We start from the raw sequence: 18,336 nt of genomic DNA on the forward strand, positions 1-18,336 counted from the left end.
CATGCCCACCCGGCGTCGCCGCGTCCTCGGGTGGGTCATGATCGCCACCGGCCTGCTGGTCGCGCTGGCGGCGATCCTCCTCGTCGTGGCGTGGCACCGCCTGGTGCAGGTCGACTTCCAGCCGAGCGCCCAGGACTCGCGCGCCGACACCACCTTCCTGGTCCTCGGCAGCGACGTGACCGACGGCATCACGGAGGCCATCGCCGACGAGCTGGGCCGCGAGGAGGAGCCTGGCACCGCCAGGGCCGACATCATCATGCTCGTGCGCGTCGCGGCCGACGGCGCCGCGACGGCCGTCTCCGTCCCGCGCGACCTGCTCGTCCTCGACGACGACGGGGACCCGCAGCGCCTCGCGATGCTCTACACCGACGGTGCCTCCACCCTGGCGCGCGGCGTCTGCCGTGGGCTGGACGTCGGCGTCGACCACGTTGTCGTCGCGAACGCGCAGGCGGTCGTCGACGTGGTCGACGCGCTCGGCGGCCTGGACGTCGACATCCCCGTCGCCCTCCGCGACGAGCGCTCGCACATCGACCTGCCCGCCGGCCGGCAGACCATCGACGGCATGGAGACCCTCGGGCTCATCCGGTCGCGGGACACGCAGTACCTCGTCGACGGCCGGTGGGTCCCCGTCGGCCCGGCGGAGGGGGCGCTGCACCGGGCGTCCGCCGCGCTGGAGGTGCTCGGCGAGCTCCGGACCCAGGCCGCGCGGGCGCCGCTGACGGCGACGGCCGCGGCCGCCTGGGCCGGGCTGCCCCAGGTGACGATCGACGAGGGCCTCGGCCCCGTCGACCTCGTCCGGCTGGGCGCGGACTTCCCGGCGGGGGAGGTGCTGGCGACGGACCCCGTCGGCGAGGACGACAGCGGCATGACCCTGGCCGACGGTGCCGCGGACCGGCTCGTCGAGCTCGGGTTCGGGCCCTGCCGCACCAGCTGAGCAGGGCGGTAGGCTCTCGACATGCCTGAGTCGAACCTTCCCGAGCCTCGGCTGCGCGCCGGCGACGCCGAGCGCGACCGGGCGCTCAACGCCCTCCAGCGCGCCTATGAGGCCGGCCGCCTCGATCTCGAGGAGATGCACGAGCGTCAGGAGAAGACGCTGCGCGTGGTCTACACCGACGAGCTGCCCGCGCTGCTCGCGGACCTGCCCGAGGCCGCGGACCTGGTCTCCCCGATCGTGCCGCCCATGCCCGTCGCGCCCCGCGTCGGCGACCTGCCCGTCATCGAGCAGCCGGGCACCGTGACGATCATGTCGGGCAAGAAGGTCGTCGTCACGCCCGGCACCCGCAGCGTCTCCGACTTCGCGTGGTGGGGAGGCAACACCTACGACCTGACCCAGGCGATGGGCCCGGGCCGCATCGTGACCCTGAACCTCACGGCCATCATGGCCGGCCACGACATCCGCGTGCCGCGTGGCGTGCGGGTCCTCGACCAGTCGATGGCCATCATGGCCGGCAGCGACGTGGACACCAACGCTCAGGGCGACGGCTCCAACGGGACGCTGGTCATCGAGGGCTTCCTGTTCTGGGCGGGCCACTCGGTCAAGCTCGCCGACAACGCCTGACGCGTCGTCAGCAGTCCAGCAGCGTGCCGCCCAGCTGGCTGGCCAGCGAGCAGCCGAGGTACGTCTCCCACTGCGACAGCTCCGGGACCGTGTCGGGGCCCTCGTAGCCGAACTCCAGCACAGTGTCGCCCTCGCTCGTGCGGTGGATCGCAGTCGCCTGCCAGGAGTGGTACGAGTCGCGCCCGATGCCGTAGCCGTGCAGCCGACACCGGGATGCGGTGATGTCACCCCTGCCGGGCGCCCAGGAGAGCGGCGAGATGCCGCCGGTGTCGCTCTCAAGATCGACCTGGTGGCTGTCGAGGGCGTCCTGGCAGGTCGTGTCCACGTCGTTGCCGTCCGGCTGCCAGGTGAACCGCAGCCACGCGTCGTCCGCGGCCGGGGTCAGGATGACCGTGGTGCCGTCGTCGTCGGAGGTGGTCTCGACGCCCCATCCCGACGGCACGTCGAGTGTCAGCGGCCCGATGCCCACGACCCCCGAGCTGGGCCCGGGGCGTCGCGTCGGGTCGAACGTGGAAGCCTCCGAGGTCGGGACCTCGGACGGCCGGTCGGAGGGTCGGTCGGAGGCGAGCCAGGTGGCGCCCGCCACCGAAGCCGCGAACACCAGGGCCCCGGCGACGCCCACCGCGGCCCAGCGGAAGGTCGAGCCGGAGCTCTGCGCGCGGCGGGGAGCCCCGGGTACCGGGGAGAACGACGGTGGGGGAGCGTAGGGCACAGGGGCCGCGCCGGCCGCCTGCGGAGCCGGTTCGGGACGCGACGGAGGCGCAGCGGGTCGCGAGGGAGGCGGAGGCAGCGGGTCGCCCGACGCGTCCTGCGAGGCTCCGGTCACCGGGTCGACCCAGGCGTCGGGGCGCCCCGCGGGTGGGCGTGCGTCGCTGCTCAACGGCGGCCTCCGTTCTTGTCTCGTCGCCACAGTGTGGCGCTAGAGGGGCAGTCCGACGTACTTGATCTCGAGGTACTCGTCGAGGCCTTCGTGCGAGCCCTCGCGGCCGAGCCCCGACTGCTTCACCCCGCCGAACGGGGCGGCCGGGTTCGACACCAGGCCGGTGTTCAGCCCCACCATGCCAGACTCCAGCTTCTCGACAGCGGCCAGCGCCCGCGAGATGTCGCGGGAGTAGAGGTAGGCCATCAGGCCGAACTCCGTGTCGTTGGCCAGCGCGATGGCCTCGTCGTCGCTGTCGACACGAATCAGCGGCGCGACGGGGCCGAAGATCTCCTCCTTCAGGACGCGGGCGTCGCGGCTGACGTCCGCCAGCACCGTCGCGGCGAAGAAGTGGCCGGGGCCGTCGACGCGGGAGCCGCCGGTCAGCGCGACCGCGCCCTTGGCGACCGCGTCGTCGACGAGCTCGGCCACCTTGTCGACCGAGGCCTCGTCGACGAGCGGGCCCAGCGTCGTGCCGTCGGCGATGCCCGGCCCGACCACGAGCTTCTCCACCGCCGCGACCAGCTTGTCGCGGAACTCGTCGTAGAGGTCGGCGTGCACGAAGAACCGGTTGGCGGCCGTGCAGGCCTCGCCGTTGTTGCGGAACTTCGCGACCATCGCTCCGGCGACGGCCTCGTCGACATCCGCGTCGGACAGCACCACGAAGGGGGCGTTGCCGCCCAGTTCCATCGACGTGCGCAGCACGTGGTCCGCGGACTGCTCCAGCAGCGAGCGGCCCACCTCCGTCGAGCCGGTGAACGTGAGCTTGCGGAGCCGGTCGTCGGCCAGGATCGGCGCGGACACGTCGGAGGACCGCGAGCTGACGACGCAGTTCACGACGCCGGCGGGCAGGCCGGCGTCGGCGAGCGCCTGCATCAGGAACAGCATCGTCAGCGGGGTGGCAGAGGCCGGCTTGATGACGACGGTGCAGCCGGCGGCCAGCGCGGGGCCGAGCTTGCGGGTGCCCATCGCGAGGGGGAAGTTCCACGGGGTGATGGCGTAGACGGGGCCGACGGGCTGCTTCATCGTCAGGAACCGGGTGCCGCCCGCGGGTGCGACCGACCAGCGGCCCTCCGCGCGGCACGCCTCCTCGGAGAACCAGCGCAGGAACTCCGACCCGTAGGCCACCTCGCCGTAGGCCTCGGCCAGCGGCTTGCCCATCTCCAGCGTCATCAGGGCCGCGAAGGTGTCCTTCCGCTCCTGGATGAGGTCGAAGGCGCGGCGCAGGATCTCGGCGCGGTCGCGGGGCGCCGTCGCGGCCCAGTCCGGAGCCGCGGAGCAGGCGGCGTCCATCGCCGCAGCGGCGTCGGCGGGGGAGGCGTCGCTGACCCGGCTGAGCACCTCGCCGGTCGCGGGGTCCGTCACGTCGAACCAGGCGCCGGTGGTGCGCCATCCGCCCGCGATGAACTGCCCGACCGGGACCGACGCGATGACCTGTTCGACGTTGACCGCCATGACCACTCCTCCATGAGCTCGATTGCCCCAAGCCTAGTGACCGGATCGGGAATAACCCTGAGGCGACCCGGGTTGAGTCTGGTGTACTCAACTTGGAACTTGAGTGTGGATGGCTCAGGGCCTAGTCTTGAGTCAACCCCGCTCAAGGGATCAACCTGGACATCCAATCTCCTACAGGAGGAAATCACATGGCTCGTGCAGTAGGCATTGACCTCGGCACCACGAACTCCGTCGTCGCCGTCCTCGAGGGCGGCGAGCCCACCGTCATCCCGAACGCCGAGGGCGCGCGCACCACCCCGTCCGTCGTGGCGTTCTCCCCTTCCGGCGAGGTCCTCGTCGGCGAGGTCGCGAAGCGTCAGGCCGTCACCAACGTCGACCGCACCATCCGCTCCGTCAAGCGCCACATGGGCACCGACTGGAAGGTCTCCATCGACGACAAGGACTACCGTCCCCAGCAGATCTCCGCGTTCGTGCTGCAGAAGCTGAAGAGGGACGCCGAGGCCTACCTCGGTGAGTCCGTCACCAACGCCGTCATCACGGTGCCCGCGTACTTCTCCGACGCCGAGCGTCAGGCCACGAAGGAGGCCGGCGAGATCGCGGGTCTGACCGTCGACCGCATCATCAACGAGCCCACCGCGGCCGCGCTGGCCTACGGCCTCAACAAGGCCGAGCAGGAGCAGACCGTGCTGGTCTTCGACCTCGGCGGCGGTACCTTCGACGTCTCGCTGCTCGACATCGCCGACGGCGTGTTCGAGGTCCAGGCCACCAAGGGCGACAACCGCCTCGGCGGCGACGACTGGGATGCCGTCATCGTCGGTTGGCTCGTCACGCAGTTCAAGAACAAGAACGGCGTCGACCTGTCCAAGGACAAGATGGCCCGCCAGCGCCTCCAGGAGGCCGCCGAGCGCGCGAAGATCGAGCTGAGCTCGGCCTCCGAGACCGCGATCAACCTGCCCTACATCACCGCCTCCGCCGAGGGCCCGCTGCACCTCGACGAGAAGCTGACCCGCGCCGAGTTCCAGCGCATGACGCAGAGCCTGCTCGACCGCTGCCGCGCGCCCTTCAACGCGGTGATCGCCGACGCGAAGACCTCGATCGACAAGATCGACTCCGTCCTGCTCGTCGGCGGCTCGACCCGGATGCCCGCCGTTGTCGACCTGGTCAAGGAGCTCACCGGCGGCAAGGAGCCCAACAAGGGCGTCAACCCCGATGAGGTCGTCGCGCTGGGTGCCTCGCTGCAGGCCGGCGTCCTGAAGGGCGAGGTCAAGGACGTCCTGCTGCTCGACGTGACCCCTCTGAGCCTCGGCATCGAGACCAAGGGTGGCGTCATGACGAAGATCATCGAGCGCAACACCACCATCCCGACCAAGCGTTCCGAGGTGTTCACCACCGCCGAGGACAACCAGCCCTCCGTGATGATCCAGGTCTACCAGGGCGAGCGGGAGTTCGCCCGCGACAACAAGTCGCTCGGCAACTTCGAGCTGACCGGCATCCTCCCGGCCCCCCGCTCCGTTCCGCAGGTCGAGGTCACCTTCGACATCGACGCCAACGGCATCGTGCACGTCGCGGCCAAGGACCTCGCCACCGGCAAGGAGCAGTCGATGACCGTCACCGGCGGCTCCGCCCTCGGCAAGGAGGACATCGACAAGATGGTCAAGGACGCCGAGTCGCACGCTGAGGAGGACCGCAAGCGTCGCGAGGCCGTCGACATGCGCAACGAGGGCGATGCCCTGGTGTTCCGCACCGAGAAGCTGCTGGCCGAGAACGCCGAGGCCATCGGCGAGGACGTCAAGGCTCCGGTCGTCGAGGCGACCGAGAAGCTCAAGGAGGCACTGAAGGGCGAGGACAACGACGCGGTCAAGGCCGCGATCGATGACCTCAACACCAAGGCCGCCGCCATGGGCCAGGCCATCTACGCCGCCGCGCAGGCCAAGGCCCAGGAGTCGGCCCCGGCCGACGGTGAGTCCGCCGCGCCCGAGGGTGACGATGACGTCGTCGACGCTGAGATCGTCGACGAGGACAAGGACAACCAGTGACCGATCCGCAGTTCGACACGAACAGCGCGGCCGCGGGCGAGGGCGCCGCTGAGGCGCCCTCGCCCGAGGGCCTCGGCCTCGACGCCGCCACCGACGCCGCGACCGCGGACGTCTCGGAGGAGACGACCGCTGACCGCGGCGCCGAGTTGGAGGCGCTCGTGTCCGAGCGCACCGCCGACCTCCAGCGTCTCCAGGCCGAGTACGCCAACTACAAGAAGCGTGTCGACCGTGACCGTGACCTGGCCCGCCAGTCCGGCGTCGAGTCGGTGCTGCGCGACTTCATGCCCGTGCTCGACTCCATCGAGCTGGCCCGCCAGCACGACGACCTGAGCGACGGGTTCACGATGGTGATCGGCGAGCTGGAGAAGGTGGCCGCGAAGAACGGCCTGGTTGCGTTCGGCGCCGTCGGCGACGCCTTCGACCCGGTGCGCCATGAGGCGCTGATGCAGGTCCAGCTGGAGACCCCCGTCGAGGTGGTCACCGTCTCGCAGGTCATGCAGCAGGGCTACGAGCTGAAGGGTCGCGTCATCCGACCGGCCCGCGTCGCGGTGGCGAACCCCTGAGCGTCCACGAGCATCGGAAGGAGATGAGCGGGAAGTGAGTCAGAAGGACTGGGTCGAGAAGGACTACTACAAGATTCTCGGCGTCTCCAAGAGCGCGTCGGCCGCCGACATCAAGAAGGCGTTCCGCAAGATCGCCCGCGACAACCACCCGGACCAGAACCCGGACGACAAGGCCGCCGAGGCGCGCTTCAAGGAGGCCTCCGAGGCGAACGACGTTCTCGGCGACCCCGAGAAGCGCAAGGAGTACGACGAGACCCGCAGCCTGTTCGGCGGCGGATTCCGGTTCAACAAGCCGGGCCAGGCCCCCGGGCAGGGCCACGGGTTCGAGGACCTGTTCCGGGGCGCCGGCGGCGCTGCGGGCACATCCGGCAACATCTCGGACCTGTTCGGTGGGCTGTTCAACCAGGGACAGACGAGGCGCGCGACCCAGCGCGGGCCCCGTCGGGGCGCGGACATCGAGGGCGAGGCCAGCCTGACATTCGAGCAGGCGGTCGAGGGAACGACGATCTCGCTGCGCACCACGTCGGACCAGCCGTGTCCTTCGTGCCGGGGCACCGGCGCGAAGGCCGGCACGCTGCCGCGGGTGTGCCCGTCGTGCGAGGGCTCCGGCATGCAGTCGTCGCAGGCGGGCGGCGTGTTCCAGATGTCGCAGCCGTGTGTCGACTGCCTGGGCCGCGGCCTGATCGTCGACGACCCGTGCCCGGACTGCGGCGGCTCCGGCCGCGGCAAGTCCACCAAGACCATGCAGGTCCGGATCCCCGCGGGCGTCGACGACGGCCAGCGGATCCGCCTGAAGGGCAAGGGCGCGGCCGGCGAGAACGGCGGCGCGTCGGGCGACCTCTACGTCACGGTGCACGTCACGCCGCACAGGCTGTTCGGCCGCAGCGGCAGCAACCTGACGTTGGAGGTCCCCGTGACCTTCGCGGAGGCGTCGCTGGGGGCAGACATCGAGATCCCGACGCTGGGCGGGCCGCGCGTCCGGCTCCGCATCCCGGCGGGCACGCCCAACGGTCGCACCATGCGCGTCCGGGGCAAGGGCGCCTCCAAGGCCGACGGCCACCGCGGCGACCTGCTGGTCACCGTCAAGGTCGCCGTGCCCGACGAACTCAGCGACGAGGCCAAGGCCGCGCTGCAGGAGTACGCCTCCAAGGCGCACGAGCAGAACCCCCGCGTCGCGCTCTTCGGGGAGTGACCAGTCGTGGAGTCTCTTCCTCAGCCGTTCGACCCGGACGCCGCCGTCTTCACGGTGTCGGTGGCCGCGTCGCTGGCTGACATGCACGCGCAGACCCTGCGCGGCTACGACCGGCTCGGCCTCGTGGTCCCCAAGCGGGCCCGGGGCCGTGGCCGGCGCTACTCCCTGCGCGACGTCGCCAAGCTGCGCCACGTGCAGCATCTGAGCCAGTCGGAGGGCATCAACCTGGAGGGAATCCGTCGGATTCTCGCGCTCGAGTCGGACGTCGACGCGCTCCGCGACCAGGTCGAGCGGCTCGGGGAGCTGGTGCGCCACCTGCAGAGCGACCGCGTCGCCCGTCGGGTGTTCACCGCCGAGTCGTCGGGCGCGGTGCACCACGGCCACTTCCAGCGGTCCGTCCCGCTGGCGGCCCTTCCGCCGTCGACCCTCCGCACGGACCCGTCGACGACGACGACGCCGCCTGCACGCTGACCCCTTGCCCTGCGGCGTCTGGGGAATGACGTCGGCTCCGCGAGTGGGCGGTCTCGCCTGAGGTGGGGCGAAGTCTCAGCGGCCGGGGTCGAGGGCGCGACGCACGGCGGCGACGACGGCGTCGTCGCCGAGGCCGAGGGCGCGCAGGGAGGCGACGAAGGCCTCAGTGAGTTCGGCGGCGCGGGTGACGGTCGCCTGGTCTGGGGCCGCGATGTCCGACACGACGGTGCCCGCGCGGCCCCGCGTCACGACGAAGCCCTCGGCCTCCAGCTCCTTGTAGGTCCTCGCGACGGTGTTGGCCGCCAGTCCGAGATCCTCCGCCAGGCGACGCACCGGTGGGAGCCTCGTGCCCGCGGGCAACACCCTGGTGGTGATCTGCTCGACCAGTTGGCGTCGGACCTGCTCGAACGGAGGAACCTCCGAGTCGTGGCTGACCGTGAGTTCCATCGTCGCTCCTTTGTCGCCGGCTAGTCGTTCGGCTCCATTGTCTCGCGGAAGACCCTTCGCTCCGCTCAGGGCCCTTCGACAGGCTCAGGGAGCCGGTGGTGTAGGTCCTCGGCAGGCTCACGGAACCGGGTCGCCGAGCTTGTCGAGGTGCCTCGAGCGGAGCGAGAGGATTCCGCCTCGCTTCGCTCGGCGCCCTTCGACAGGCTCAGGGAGCCGGGGGTGCGGGCCCTTCGGCAGGCTTGTGCTGAGCTTGTCGAAGTGCTCAGGGAACCGCGGGGGCGGAGCTGATTGTCGACCTCGCTAGGATCGAGTTGATCCCTCACGAAGGAGCATCCCGTGGCAGAGAAGCGCACCGGAACGAAACTGTCCGTCGTCGGAGCGGGAGCGGTCGGCACGTCGTTGGCGTACGCCGCACTGATCAAGGGCGTGGCATCCGAGGTCGTGCTCCAGGACATCAACGCCAAGAAGGTGCACGCCGAGGTCCTCGACCTCGCCCACGGCAGCCAGTTCATCCCCTCGGCCAGGATCGACGGCTCCGACGATGTGGCCGTCACGCAGGGCTCCGACATCGTGGTCATCTCCGCCGGCGCGAAGCAGCAGCCCGGCGAGACCCGGATGGACCTGGCCAACAAGACCGTCGGGCTCATGAAGAAGATCATCCCGCCGCTGGTCGAGCAGTCTCCCGACGCGATCTTCCTGATGGTCACCAACCCCGTCGACGTCACGACGCAGGCCGCGCTGAAGATCTCCGGCCTGCCCGAGAACCAGGTCTTCGGCTCCGGCACCGTGCTGGACTCGTCGCGCCTCCGGTGGCTCGTCGCCAACGAGGTCGAGCTCGCCATGGGCAACGTCCACACGCTGATCTGCGGCGAGCACGGCGACACCGAGATCCCGCTCTGGAGCAGCGCCTCCATAGGCGGCATCCCGATCGACGACTGGGAACGCCAGACCGGCAAGCTCGGCAAGACCGTCCGCGACGACATCGCCCACCGGGTCGTGCACGCCGCCTACGAGGTCATCGAGGGCAAGGGTGCCACCAACTACGCCATCGGCCTGTCGGGCACCCGCATCATCGAGGCCATCCTTCGCAATGAGCACCGCGTCCTGCCTGTCTCTGGCATGCTCGACAACTGGCACGGCATCTCCGGTGTCTGCATGTCCGTGCCGCGCGTCGTCGAGCGTCGCGGCGTGGGCGACGCGCTCGAACTGCCGCTGTCCGACGAGGAGTACAAGGGCCTCAAGGCCAGTGCCGATCACATCCGCGAGGTGGCGGGCAGCCTCGGCTTCTGACCCCTGCGCGAGGTCACGTCCATCCACGTCCAGCGTGGGTGGGTGTGTTTCGTGTTCCCGGACGACCGCGAGGCTCATCCGATCGGGCGGGTCGGGTTCTGCGGGCGGTCGGGCAGAGCCTGAATGCCGTGCCGGAGAGTGGTCGGGAATCCGGACAGCGCCTCGGCGGGCGTGTCGCGACGACCCGGAGGTCAGCGGGGCCAGCCTGTGGAGGTGCCCTGAGCGGAGCGAGAGGGATACCCTTCGACAGGCTCAGGGCCCTTCGACAGGCTCAGGGAACCGCGGGGCGGCGGCTGCGGTTCCGGCTCAGGGCCCTTCGACAGGCTCAGGGAACCGCGGGGCGGCGGCTGGGGTCCCGGTCAGTGGGTCGCGTCGTAGCTATCGCGGGAGGCGGTGACCTCGTCCATGTTCGCCTCGACGAGCGTGATGAGCGCCTCGAGGCGGTCGGCGACCTCGACCCCCAGCGGAGTGAGCGCGTAGGTGACCTTCGGGGGGATGGCGCTGAGGACGGTCCGCTCGACCATGCCGTCGCGTTCCAGGTCGCCCAGGGTCTGCGACAGCATCCGGTCGCTGATGCCCTCGATGCGACGGCGGATCTCGCTGAACCGCTGGGTCCCGTGGGCCAGCGCGGCCATTGTCAGGGCTCCCCAGCGCCCGGTCAGGTGCTGCAGGGTGGGACGCGACGGGCAGGCTGCGCTCATGACATCCGGTGCCTGCTGCGTGTCGACCATGCCCCGATCCTACGCCCGCCGCATCCGATCGCCAAGTGCTAACAAGATAGCTTGCGCTATAAAAAAGTAAGTGATTAACTGGGTCCCGTCACCACTTCAGAAGGAGTCACCATGCGCATCGCAGTCACCGGAGCAGCGGGCCACCTCGGCCGCCTCGTCATCGCAGCCCTCGAGTCCAGGGGCGTCGCCACCGCCGACATCGTCGCCATCGTCCGGAACGAGGCCAAGGCCGCCGACCTCGCCGAGCGCGGCGTGCAGGTCGCCGTCGCCGCCTACGAGGACGAGGCCGCGCTGACCACCGCGCTGACCGGCGTCGACCGCCTCGTGCTGATCTCCGGCTCGGAGGTCGGCAAGCGCCTCGCGCAGCACACCTCGATCATCAACGCAGCCAAGGCCGCGGGCGTCGCTCTGATCGCCTACACCTCCCTGCTCAACGCCGACACCTCCACGCTCGACCTGGCCGAGGAGCACCGCGCCACCGAGGCGCTGCTGGCCGACAGCGGCATCGACACCGTCCTGCTGCGCAACGGCTGGTACCTGGAGAACTTCGCCTCCGCCGTGGAGACCGCGCGCGCCACGGGCCACACCTTCGGCGCCGCCGGTGAGGGCCGGGTCTCCGCGGCCGCCCGCAGGGACTACGCGGAGGCCGCCGCGGCCGTCGTCACCAGCGAGGGCCACGCCGGCAAGGTCTACGAGCTGGCCGGACGCCCCGCGTTCACCTACGCCGAGCTTGCCACCGTCATCGGCGGCATCCTCGGCACCGAGGTCACCTACGTCGACCAGAGCGCCGGCGAGTACGCCTCCACCCTCAAGGGCGCGGGCCTGCCCGCGCCGATCGCCGCCATGTTCGCCGGCTGGGACGTCGCCACGGCCGCGGGGGCGCTGTACAGCGACAGCGACGACCTGCAGCGCCTGATCGGTCGGGAGTCGACGCCCGCCGCCGAGGCGCTCGCCGCCTGACCGACGCCACGCGGACGACCGGCCCGGGGGAGTGTTCCCCCGGGCCGGTCGCATGCTCATGCCGTGGCGGCAGACAGGTCGCGGGGCGCCCACCTCTACCTGTCAGGGGCCGGCGCGCTTGCGTTCTAGCCCCTGGTGTCCGACTTGTTGCTGTCTGCCGCTTCAAGTCGTGCCGCTTTGGTTGCAGTCTGCCCCACCCGGCTCGCACCTCTCCGTGCACAAAAGTGGCCAGAGCCGCAGCACTCGGACATATGGGGCGTGCTGGGGGCCAGGCCACAGTTGTGCGCCGACCTGGCGGGCGCCGCACGGACAACCGGCCCGGGGGAGTGCTTCCCCCGGGCCGGTTGCATGAGCGCGTCCTCAGCCCAGCGCCCCCCAGGTCGCGGGGCCGACGACGCCGTCTGCGGTGAGCGATGCGCTGCGCTGGAACGAGCGCACCGCCGACTCGGTGGCCGGCCCGAAGCTGCCGTCCGTGCTCAGGTAGTACCCGAACTCGTTCAGCCGCTTCTGCAGGTACACCACGTCGGGTCCGGTGGAGCCGCGCCGGACGGTCGCCCGGACGGTCGTCGTTCCGCCGGTTCCCCAGCCGCCCCCGGTGGTTCCGCCGGTCGTGCCGCCCGTTGTTCCTCCGGTCGTCCCAGTCGTGCCACCCGTGGTGCCGGTTCCCCAGCCGCCTCCGCTAGTGCCGCCGGTGGTTCCACCCGTGGTTCCTCCGGAGGTGCCGGTTCCCCAGCCGCCTCCGGTGGTTCCTCCTGCGTTCCCTCCCGTCGTGCCGCCGGTGGTTCCTCCGGTCGTGCCGCCGGTGGTTCCTCCGGTCGTGCCGCCGGTGGTTCCGCCGGTCGTGCCGCCGGTGGTTCCTCCGGTCGTGCCGCCGGTGGTTCCGCCGGTCGTGCCGCCGGTGCCTCCCGTGCCCTCGAGTGCCGCCCAGGTCGCCGGCCCGACGACGCCGTCGGCGGTCAGCGAGTTCCGGGCCTGGAAGCTGCGCACGGCCGACGCGGTGGCCGGCCCGAAGCTGCCGTCGACGCTCAGCCACGCGCCCTGGTCGACGAGCTTCTGCTGCAGGTAGCGCACGTCGTCGCCGCGGTCGCCCTGGCGGAGGGTCGGGCGGCTCGTCGTGCCCCCGCCCGACGGTGTGGGCGTCACGGGGACCGATCCCGGGTCCGGCGCGTCGACCGTGAACGGCCGCTGCGACGCGAACCCCGACGACGGCCCGATCGTGAAGAGGTTCGGCGTCTGGTCGGGCGGCATCTGCGCGACGATCGCGCGGTGGAAGGCGCGGTAGTCACCCTGGAACGAGCCGGAGTTCCACACGTTCAGCAGCACCTCGGTGAACAGGCCGTTTGCGTCGCCGTCGCTGGACAGCTGGTTGTCCTGGCAGCCGGAGATGAGGATCAACTCGGCGCAGATGTCCGCCGCGCGGGTCTGCCCGGCCAGCGCCTGCACCGACGAGTAGACGGCCTCGCGACGCTGGGAGTCGGCCAGCGCCGTGCTGAGCGGCAGGTACTTCGGCACCAGCTTCGGCGTCTTGACCTCGTCCTCCCAGAACTCGTGGCCGAGCGGGTTGCGGGTCAGCGCCTCGCGCGTCGCGATGGCCAGCACGGTCTTGGCGACGGTGCCGGAATGGCAGGAGTCGGACAGCACCAGCACCCGGACGCCGGCCTGGAACTGCGCGTACATGCGGTTGAGCTCGTCGTCGAGCACCTGCCGGTCGTAGCAGCACCACGTCTCGTCGAGGCCGTCGTCCTCGTCGCCGGTGGAGTCGTAGATCTGGCCGCCGTGGCCGGAGAAGCTGATGAAGATCGCGTCGCCGGGCTGGGCGACCTGCGTCAACTGCTGCAGCGCCGCGAGCAGCGCCGACGAGGTGGCCTCCTCGTCGAGCATGACCCGCGGCATGAATCCGGCGGACTCGGCGATGGCGCGCATGTCGTTGGCGTCGTTGACGCAGCCCGCGAGGACCGCCGGCGCCGGGATGTAGCAGGAGGGATCGAGCCGGTTGAGGCCCAGGTGGAGTGAGTAGCCGGACATGTCAGGGTCCTTTCCGTGTAGTCAGGCGGGGGTGGGTGTGTCGATGGGGATCAGGACGCCGCGCGACCGGACGGGCCAGTCGACGGCGGGGGCTGCGGTGCGCGCGCCGTCTGCGGCGACGGCGGTGGCGGTGAACCGGAGCGTGGGGTCCTCGGCGTAGCGGGTCAGCGGCATCAGGAACCGCCGCTCGCCCTGGCGCGTGGACCTCGTGAGCGTCAGCGGCGCCGGGGCGTCGCCGAGCAGGGTGCAGGCGATCTCGATGCCCGCCACCTGCGTGAGGTCGCCGGTGGCGACGAAGGTGACTGCGAGTTCGAGGTCGTCGATGTAGCTGCGGGACTCGTCGAGGGTCTCGGTCCCGGCCTCGACGACGTGGTCGACGGCCAGCTCGCCGACGGTGCCCGCGGGGAGGGTGACCGTCGCGGAACCCTGCGCGTCGAGCACCAGCCCCGGCGACGCGACGACGGTGCCGTCGGCGGTCAGGTGGCTGACCGCGACGCGGGAGCCCAGGAGGTTCGTCAGCCTCGCCTCGTCGACGGTGCGGGTGACAGCGACCGGGCCCTCCGCCGGCCCGACGACGTGGCCGAGGTCGAGCCGGAGCGTGGCGACCGCCGCGTCCCCGCCGGGCAGCTGCCACCGCGCCGAGCCGAGGAAGCCGCCGCGCTGCAGCATGGCTCGCAGCGTGAGCAGTCCGGGGATGTCGGTGCTGAGCACGAGCGTGAACCCGTCGTCGACGGCGACGCAGTCGAGGTCGTCGGCGCCGGGGATCGCCCAGCTGACGGTGGGCGTGAGCGCAGCCTGCCACGGGGTCAGCAGCACCACGTCGCGCCCGGCCTTGGCCCGCAGTTCCGCCCCGAGCATCGCCCACCGGGCGGGGTTCAGGTCGGCCTGCAGCGCGGCGGCCAGCACGCAGCGGATGCCCGACGGGTCGTCGACGTCGATGGTGGACGTCAGCAGCAGCGTGGGCCTGAGCGCGCGGTCGGGGTCGTCGGCCGGATGCCGTCCGACGGCGTAGGCGGCGGGCACGACGAGGTAGCGGCCCGGCTGGGTCAGCGACCGGAACACCGTGACGCCGGCGGTCGCGACGGGCTCCGGCTGCCACACGCGGTGGTCGGCCTGGCCCAGCCGCAGCGTGTCCTGGCAGCCGATGGCCTCCCAGCCCGCCGCGCCCTGCTGCCGGTACAGCTGGCCGTGGTCGGCGCAGGGCAGCACCGTCGGCACGCTCGCCGCGGCGGTCGCGGTGACCTGCCGCCACTGGGTGACGCCCAGCGGCTCGGCCTGCAGGACGGGCGGGCGCAGCTGGATGCGGGCCTTCGCCATGCCGAGCACCTGCGTCGGCGCGACGGTGCGGGTGGCGTCGTCGCCGCGGCGCAGGGCCAGCAGCTTGCCTCCGGCGATCAGCGCCGGGTCGATCTGGAACCGCCGCGACTCCTTCCAGCCGGAGTGCGTCAGCCCGACCTCCAGCGCGGGCGCCTGCGCCTGGTAGCCCGGATACGACAGGACGCCGTACGCGAGCCTGGCCCAGCGGTCCTGCAGCAGGAACGTGGCGGTCAGCGTGGAGCCGGCCTCCCCGAGGACCCCGGAGACGGCGGTGCCGGTCGCGGGGATGACCTCGGAGGCCGCGCGGCCCTGGGCGTCCCGGAACGGGATCCGCAGGCCGACGGCGGGCGTGCAGGCCAGCGGCTTCATGGCCGGCCGGCCCGCCGCCTCCCAGGCCGCGGTGGTCGCCGCGGACGGCCCGGCCGCGAGAGTGACCGTGACGGTCGCCTCGAGGCCGGGCGACCCGTCGTCCTGGTGCCCGACCGTGACGAGGTCGTAGCGGAACGGCGACGTTTCGGGGTCCTGACCCGGCGGCGGGACGACGAGGGTGAGTTCGGGCAGGTACCAGCGGCTGGTCCCGTCCCGGTCGCCCAGCAGCGGCGAACCGTCGAGGATCGGGCCGCTGACCACAGGGGTCAGCGGCACCAGCAGCAGCGACTCCGATGCGACGAGCGTGGTCAGCGCCGCCGGATGCGGTCTGACGAGCGATGCGACGGGGCGCAGCGCCCCGTCGCGGAGCATGAGCGTTCCGCCGGTGGACGCGAGGTCGCGGGTGCGGCCTGCGACCACCGGCGGAACGTCGGTGACCGTGCCACCGTCGGCGGTGACGAGCCGCACGTGCGCCGAGACGTCGTCGACGCCGCCGGCGAGCACCTCGGCCAGCGGCAGCTCCCACTCGCGGGCCAGGCCGTCGACCCGGCGCGCCGCGACGCGCAGGAGCGGTCCCGTCCCCGAGCCGGCCAGCGCCCCGACGAGGTCCCCGGCGGCCGGCCCCGTCAGCGACGCTGCGAGCGCGGCGGTGCCGAAGGGCCCGTCTGCGACAGCCTCGGCGTCTCCGACGCGGAACGAGGTCCGCGCCAGTCGGTCGAGCGTGCAGTGCAGCTCCACGGCCAGGGTGGCGCCGAGGATCAGCGAGCCGATCCGCTCGTGCGGGGCCGGGGTGCGCGACAGCAGGACGACCAGCGAGAAGGCCTCCCTGCGCACCGTGACGATGGACATGGTCGGCACCTCACAGCGGGTAGCTGAGGAAGGTGGCGGGGGCGACGTCCCGGGTGGCGTGGGCCTCCGTCGCCTCCCCGGCGGGTAGCTCCCGGCTGCCAGTAGGGGCGGCGAGCTCGCGCAGCGCGCGGACCCGGTCCTCCAGGATGCCGCGGGTCGTGACGCCCTCGCCGTCGGGCGGGGGGACGTCGACGATCAGCGGCCCGTTGCCGTTGGCCGTGACCCACGGGCCGGTCCAGGACTGGCCCTTGCGGAACAGCGTGCCCTTCACGGTCGCGGTCACCTGGTAGCGGTAGTACGGCAGGAGCTCCGGGTCGCCGGAGAACACCGTCCACGTCCGGTCCCTGTCGACGTCGGAGAAGCCCCAGCGGAACCGCACGGGCGCAAGGCCGATCGGCTCGTAGGTCTTGTCCGTCGCCTCGACGACGACCTCCACCGTCTGCGACGCGTCCTCCAACATCACGCCCAGCCCGATGGGGCCGACCGCGATGCGACCCGCGCTGTCCGCGCGCACCTCGAGGGTCGTGTCGTTGAGCAGGGTGCCGTTCGGCTCGGGGTCGAGGTCGATGACGTTGCGCTCGATCTGGATCCGGTTGTACGGGTCGAGGATCTCGCTGGGCGGCTCGGCGAGGTGCACCTTCCGCTTCACGAACGTCTTGTCGGGGGTCCAGTTGTCCGGGGCGCCGGTGACGTCGGCGGCGAGCTTCTGCGCCGTCTGGTACTTCCACGTCGGGTCGTTGCCGTCGCTGCCGGCGAAGCTGTGGCCCTCCCAGTTGATCTCTCCGGTCGTGCTCGGGTAGCCGACCTGCACAGACAGGAACTGCACCGTGTTGTCGGTCCACCTGGCCACCGGGCGCACCACGCGGGCGAGCCTGCGCGGCCAGTCGTCGAGGTAGACGGTCAGGAAGTACTTGCGCTCGGCATCGGGGTCCGCGGCGATCTCGTCGCACAGCCCGGCCAGCGAGCTGGAGATCGTGTGGTCCTGCAGGTAGGCGAACTGCTTGGTCTCCTCGTAGTGCAGGTCCATGTAGTTCTCGTCGCGGCGCATCTTGAGCGACAGTCCGACGCCCCACGGGGAGAGGAACGTGCTTCCGGAGTCGGCCTTCGCCGCCTCGACCGTCGGCGCGGGCGGGTCGAAGATCGCCTTCTGGGCCATCTCCATGAACTTGTTGAAGACCAGGTCGGAGCGTTCCTCCATCCGCTTGGAGATCTCGTCGGCGCCGGGCAGCGTGGTGTCGACCTTGATGTCGACGGTGATCGTGCCGGACTTGCGCATCTTGTTGAACTCGGCCTGCGCGTCGACCTTCGCCCACAGGTAGCGGCCCGACGCGGCGGCGGAGAAGTGCTGGAACACCGACTCCCAGTTGCCGTCGATCTTGATGGTGCACACCGGCGACCAGACCTTCAGCTTGTAGTTCTGGATGACGATCAGCGGGCTGGAGGTGCCGTGGAAGGCCGCCCACGCGATCGACGTCGGGTACTTGCCGAGCAGGCCGGAGAACGCGTGTGCGCCCGTCGGGTCGATCGAGCCGGCGCCCTGGCCCTGCATGACGCAGTACCAGGGGTCGAGGTTGTTGTCGGTCGCGCCAGGCTGCGGGTCGCGGGTCATGGCGCGCGCCGCGGGCATGCCGACGGTGCGGAACCCGCTGCCGACGGCCCGGTTCCCGCCCTGGTCCAGCACGGGGAAGCCGGCCTCGGTCGGCGCCATGTTGGACACGCTGGTGGTCGACTGCGTGATGATCGCCGGCCTGAACGTCGGCGCCTTCTTCGCGCGCTTGATGCCCCAGAAGGCATCCTCCGAGTCGGTGAACTGCGCCGTGATGGCGGCCTCGGCCTGCTTGCGGGTCTCCTCGGGCAGGGCCCCGGTGACCGTGAACGTCAGCATGCCGCCGGCGACGTCGCCGCCGCCCCCGATCACGCCCTCGCCGCCCGTGCCGGAGAACCGGACGAGGTTGAACAGGTAGTCCCCGTCGTCGGGGCCGTTCTTGCGCGCCATGCGCACCTGGTTGGGGATGTAGTAGAACACCGGGGCCTCGCCAGCGGCGATGAGCTCGCGGTTGTTGACGTCCGGAAGATAGAGGACGTCGTAGCCGCCGTGGGTGATCGGCTGTGATCCCCCGGCGTACGTCGGACCCATTGCCTGGACCATGATGC

General features: G+C 71.4%; 15 protein-coding genes. 8 read left to right on the forward strand and 7 right to left on the reverse strand.

The features are described 5' to 3' along the window. Position 1: 1 nt before the first annotated feature. The gene (locus tag KDB89_RS01720) at positions 2–934 is read left to right on the forward strand and encodes an LCP family protein (RefSeq protein ID WP_219082924.1); all 933 of its coding nucleotides are present in this window, start codon (positions 2–4) and stop codon (positions 932–934) included. 21 nt (positions 935–955) lie between these two features. Beyond that, positions 956–1,558 carry a DUF1707 SHOCT-like domain-containing protein gene (locus tag KDB89_RS01725; RefSeq protein WP_219082926.1) on the forward strand — a complete coding sequence of 201 codons (603 nt, stop codon included), beginning with the start codon at positions 956–958 and terminating at the stop codon, positions 1,556–1,558. A 7-nt stretch (positions 1,559–1,565) separates the two neighbouring features. On the opposite strand, the gene KDB89_RS01730 is transcribed toward KDB89_RS01725, so the two are convergent. Both KDB89_RS01730 and KDB89_RS01735 read right to left on the reverse strand, forming a co-directional pair. Further along, positions 1,566–2,438 carry a hypothetical protein gene (locus KDB89_RS01730; RefSeq protein ID WP_219082927.1) on the reverse strand — a complete coding sequence of 291 codons (873 nt, stop codon included), beginning with the start codon at positions 2,436–2,438 and terminating at the stop codon, positions 1,566–1,568. Positions 2,439–2,477: 39 nt separating this feature from the next. After that, complete coding sequence (locus KDB89_RS01735) at positions 2,478–3,932, reverse strand: NAD-dependent succinate-semialdehyde dehydrogenase (protein ID WP_219082929.1); 1,455 nt, start codon at positions 3,930–3,932, stop codon at positions 2,478–2,480. Between the two features lie 188 nt (positions 3,933–4,120). On the opposite strand from KDB89_RS01735, the gene dnaK reads away from it, so the two are divergent. From dnaK to KDB89_RS01755, 4 genes are read left to right on the forward strand one after another with little or no spacing between them, the layout of a single operon-like run. Next, positions 4,121–5,968 carry a molecular chaperone DnaK gene (gene dnaK / locus KDB89_RS01740; protein WP_219082931.1) on the forward strand — a complete coding sequence of 616 codons (1,848 nt, stop codon included), beginning with the start codon at positions 4,121–4,123 and terminating at the stop codon, positions 5,966–5,968. Further along, entirely contained in the window at positions 5,965–6,531 is a 567-nt protein-coding gene (locus KDB89_RS01745; protein ID WP_219082933.1) for a nucleotide exchange factor GrpE, read from the forward strand. Before dnaK ends, KDB89_RS01745 begins: the two co-directional genes overlap by 4 nt. Positions 6,532–6,565: 34 nt before the next feature. Then, positions 6,566–7,723 (forward strand): molecular chaperone DnaJ, encoded by a 1,158-nt coding sequence (gene dnaJ / locus KDB89_RS01750; RefSeq protein ID WP_219082935.1) that lies wholly within the window; start codon positions 6,566–6,568, stop codon positions 7,721–7,723. A 6-nt stretch (positions 7,724–7,729) separates the two neighbouring features. Further along, the gene (locus KDB89_RS01755) at positions 7,730–8,194 is read left to right on the forward strand and encodes a heat shock protein transcriptional repressor HspR (RefSeq protein WP_219082937.1); all 465 of its coding nucleotides are present in this window, start codon (positions 7,730–7,732) and stop codon (positions 8,192–8,194) included. Positions 8,195–8,269: 75 nt separating this feature from the next. Here KDB89_RS01755 and KDB89_RS01760 read toward each other — a convergent pair whose 3' ends face one another. Next, positions 8,270–8,641, reverse strand: coding sequence for a GntR family transcriptional regulator (locus KDB89_RS01760; RefSeq protein WP_219082939.1), 372 nt, complete (start codon positions 8,639–8,641; stop codon positions 8,270–8,272). Between the two features lie 336 nt (positions 8,642–8,977). Between KDB89_RS01760 and KDB89_RS01765 the strand changes: the two genes are divergently transcribed. Further along, positions 8,978–9,931, forward strand: a complete 954-nt coding sequence (locus tag KDB89_RS01765; protein ID WP_219082941.1) for an L-lactate dehydrogenase — start codon at positions 8,978–8,980, stop codon at positions 9,929–9,931. Between the two features lie 359 nt (positions 9,932–10,290). Here the strand turns inward: KDB89_RS01765 and KDB89_RS01770 are convergent, their stop codons facing one another. Next, on the reverse strand, positions 10,291–10,662 hold the full coding sequence (locus tag KDB89_RS01770; RefSeq protein WP_219082943.1) for a winged helix-turn-helix transcriptional regulator: 372 nt from the start codon (positions 10,660–10,662) through the stop codon (positions 10,291–10,293). A 111-nt stretch (positions 10,663–10,773) separates the two neighbouring features. Between KDB89_RS01770 and KDB89_RS01775 the strand changes: the two genes are divergently transcribed. Next, the gene (locus tag KDB89_RS01775; RefSeq protein ID WP_219082945.1) at positions 10,774–11,622 is read left to right on the forward strand and encodes an SDR family oxidoreductase; all 849 of its coding nucleotides are present in this window, start codon (positions 10,774–10,776) and stop codon (positions 11,620–11,622) included. Between the two features lie 360 nt (positions 11,623–11,982). On the opposite strand, the gene KDB89_RS01780 is transcribed toward KDB89_RS01775, so the two are convergent. Genes KDB89_RS01780 through KDB89_RS01790 form a run of 3 tightly spaced genes read right to left on the reverse strand, consistent with a single transcriptional unit; the run spans position 11,983 to position 18,331 of the window. Then, positions 11,983–13,647, reverse strand: a complete 1,665-nt coding sequence (locus KDB89_RS01780) for a peptidoglycan-binding protein (protein ID WP_219082947.1) — start codon at positions 13,645–13,647, stop codon at positions 11,983–11,985. A gap of 21 nt (positions 13,648–13,668) precedes the next feature. Next, positions 13,669–16,182: a hypothetical protein gene (locus KDB89_RS01785; RefSeq protein ID WP_219082948.1), complete on the reverse strand. Its 2,514-nt coding sequence runs from the start codon at positions 16,180–16,182 to the stop codon at positions 13,669–13,671. A 10-nt stretch (positions 16,183–16,192) separates the two neighbouring features. After that, complete coding sequence (locus KDB89_RS01790) at positions 16,193–18,331, reverse strand: hypothetical protein (protein WP_219082950.1); 2,139 nt, start codon at positions 18,329–18,331, stop codon at positions 16,193–16,195. Positions 18,332–18,336 lie beyond the last annotated feature (5 nt).

The sequence above is a fragment of the Tessaracoccus palaemonis genome, from assembly GCF_019316905.1.
Taxonomy (GTDB): Bacteria; Actinomycetota; Actinomycetes; order Propionibacteriales; family Propionibacteriaceae; genus Arachnia; species Arachnia palaemonis.

What these genes read in the sequence shown, in the direction of transcription:
- KDB89_RS01720 (WP_219082924.1), top strand. Translation starts at nt 2, where the DNA reads ATGCCCACCCGGCGTCGCCGCGTCCTCGGGTGGGTCATGATCGCCACC.
- KDB89_RS01725 (WP_219082926.1), top strand. Translation starts at nt 956, where the DNA reads ATGCCTGAGTCGAACCTTCCCGAGCCTCGGCTGCGCGCCGGCGACGCC.
- KDB89_RS01735 (WP_219082929.1), bottom strand. Translation starts at nt 3,932, where the DNA reads ATGGCGGTCAACGTCGAACAGGTCATCGCGTCGGTCCCGGTCGGGCAG.
- dnaK (WP_219082931.1), top strand. Translation starts at nt 4,121, where the DNA reads ATGGCTCGTGCAGTAGGCATTGACCTCGGCACCACGAACTCCGTCGTC.
- KDB89_RS01760 (WP_219082939.1), bottom strand. Translation starts at nt 8,641, where the DNA reads ATGGAACTCACGGTCAGCCACGACTCGGAGGTTCCTCCGTTCGAGCAG.
- KDB89_RS01770 (WP_219082943.1), bottom strand. Translation starts at nt 10,662, where the DNA reads ATGGTCGACACGCAGCAGGCACCGGATGTCATGAGCGCAGCCTGCCCG.
- KDB89_RS01775 (WP_219082945.1), top strand. Translation starts at nt 10,774, where the DNA reads ATGCGCATCGCAGTCACCGGAGCAGCGGGCCACCTCGGCCGCCTCGTC.
- KDB89_RS01780 (WP_219082947.1), bottom strand. Translation starts at nt 13,647, where the DNA reads ATGTCCGGCTACTCACTCCACCTGGGCCTCAACCGGCTCGATCCCTCC.
- KDB89_RS01785 (WP_219082948.1), bottom strand. Translation starts at nt 16,182, where the DNA reads ATGTCCATCGTCACGGTGCGCAGGGAGGCCTTCTCGCTGGTCGTCCTG.
- KDB89_RS01790 (WP_219082950.1), bottom strand. Translation starts at nt 18,331, where the DNA reads ATGGTCCAGGCAATGGGTCCGACGTACGCCGGGGGATCACAGCCGATC.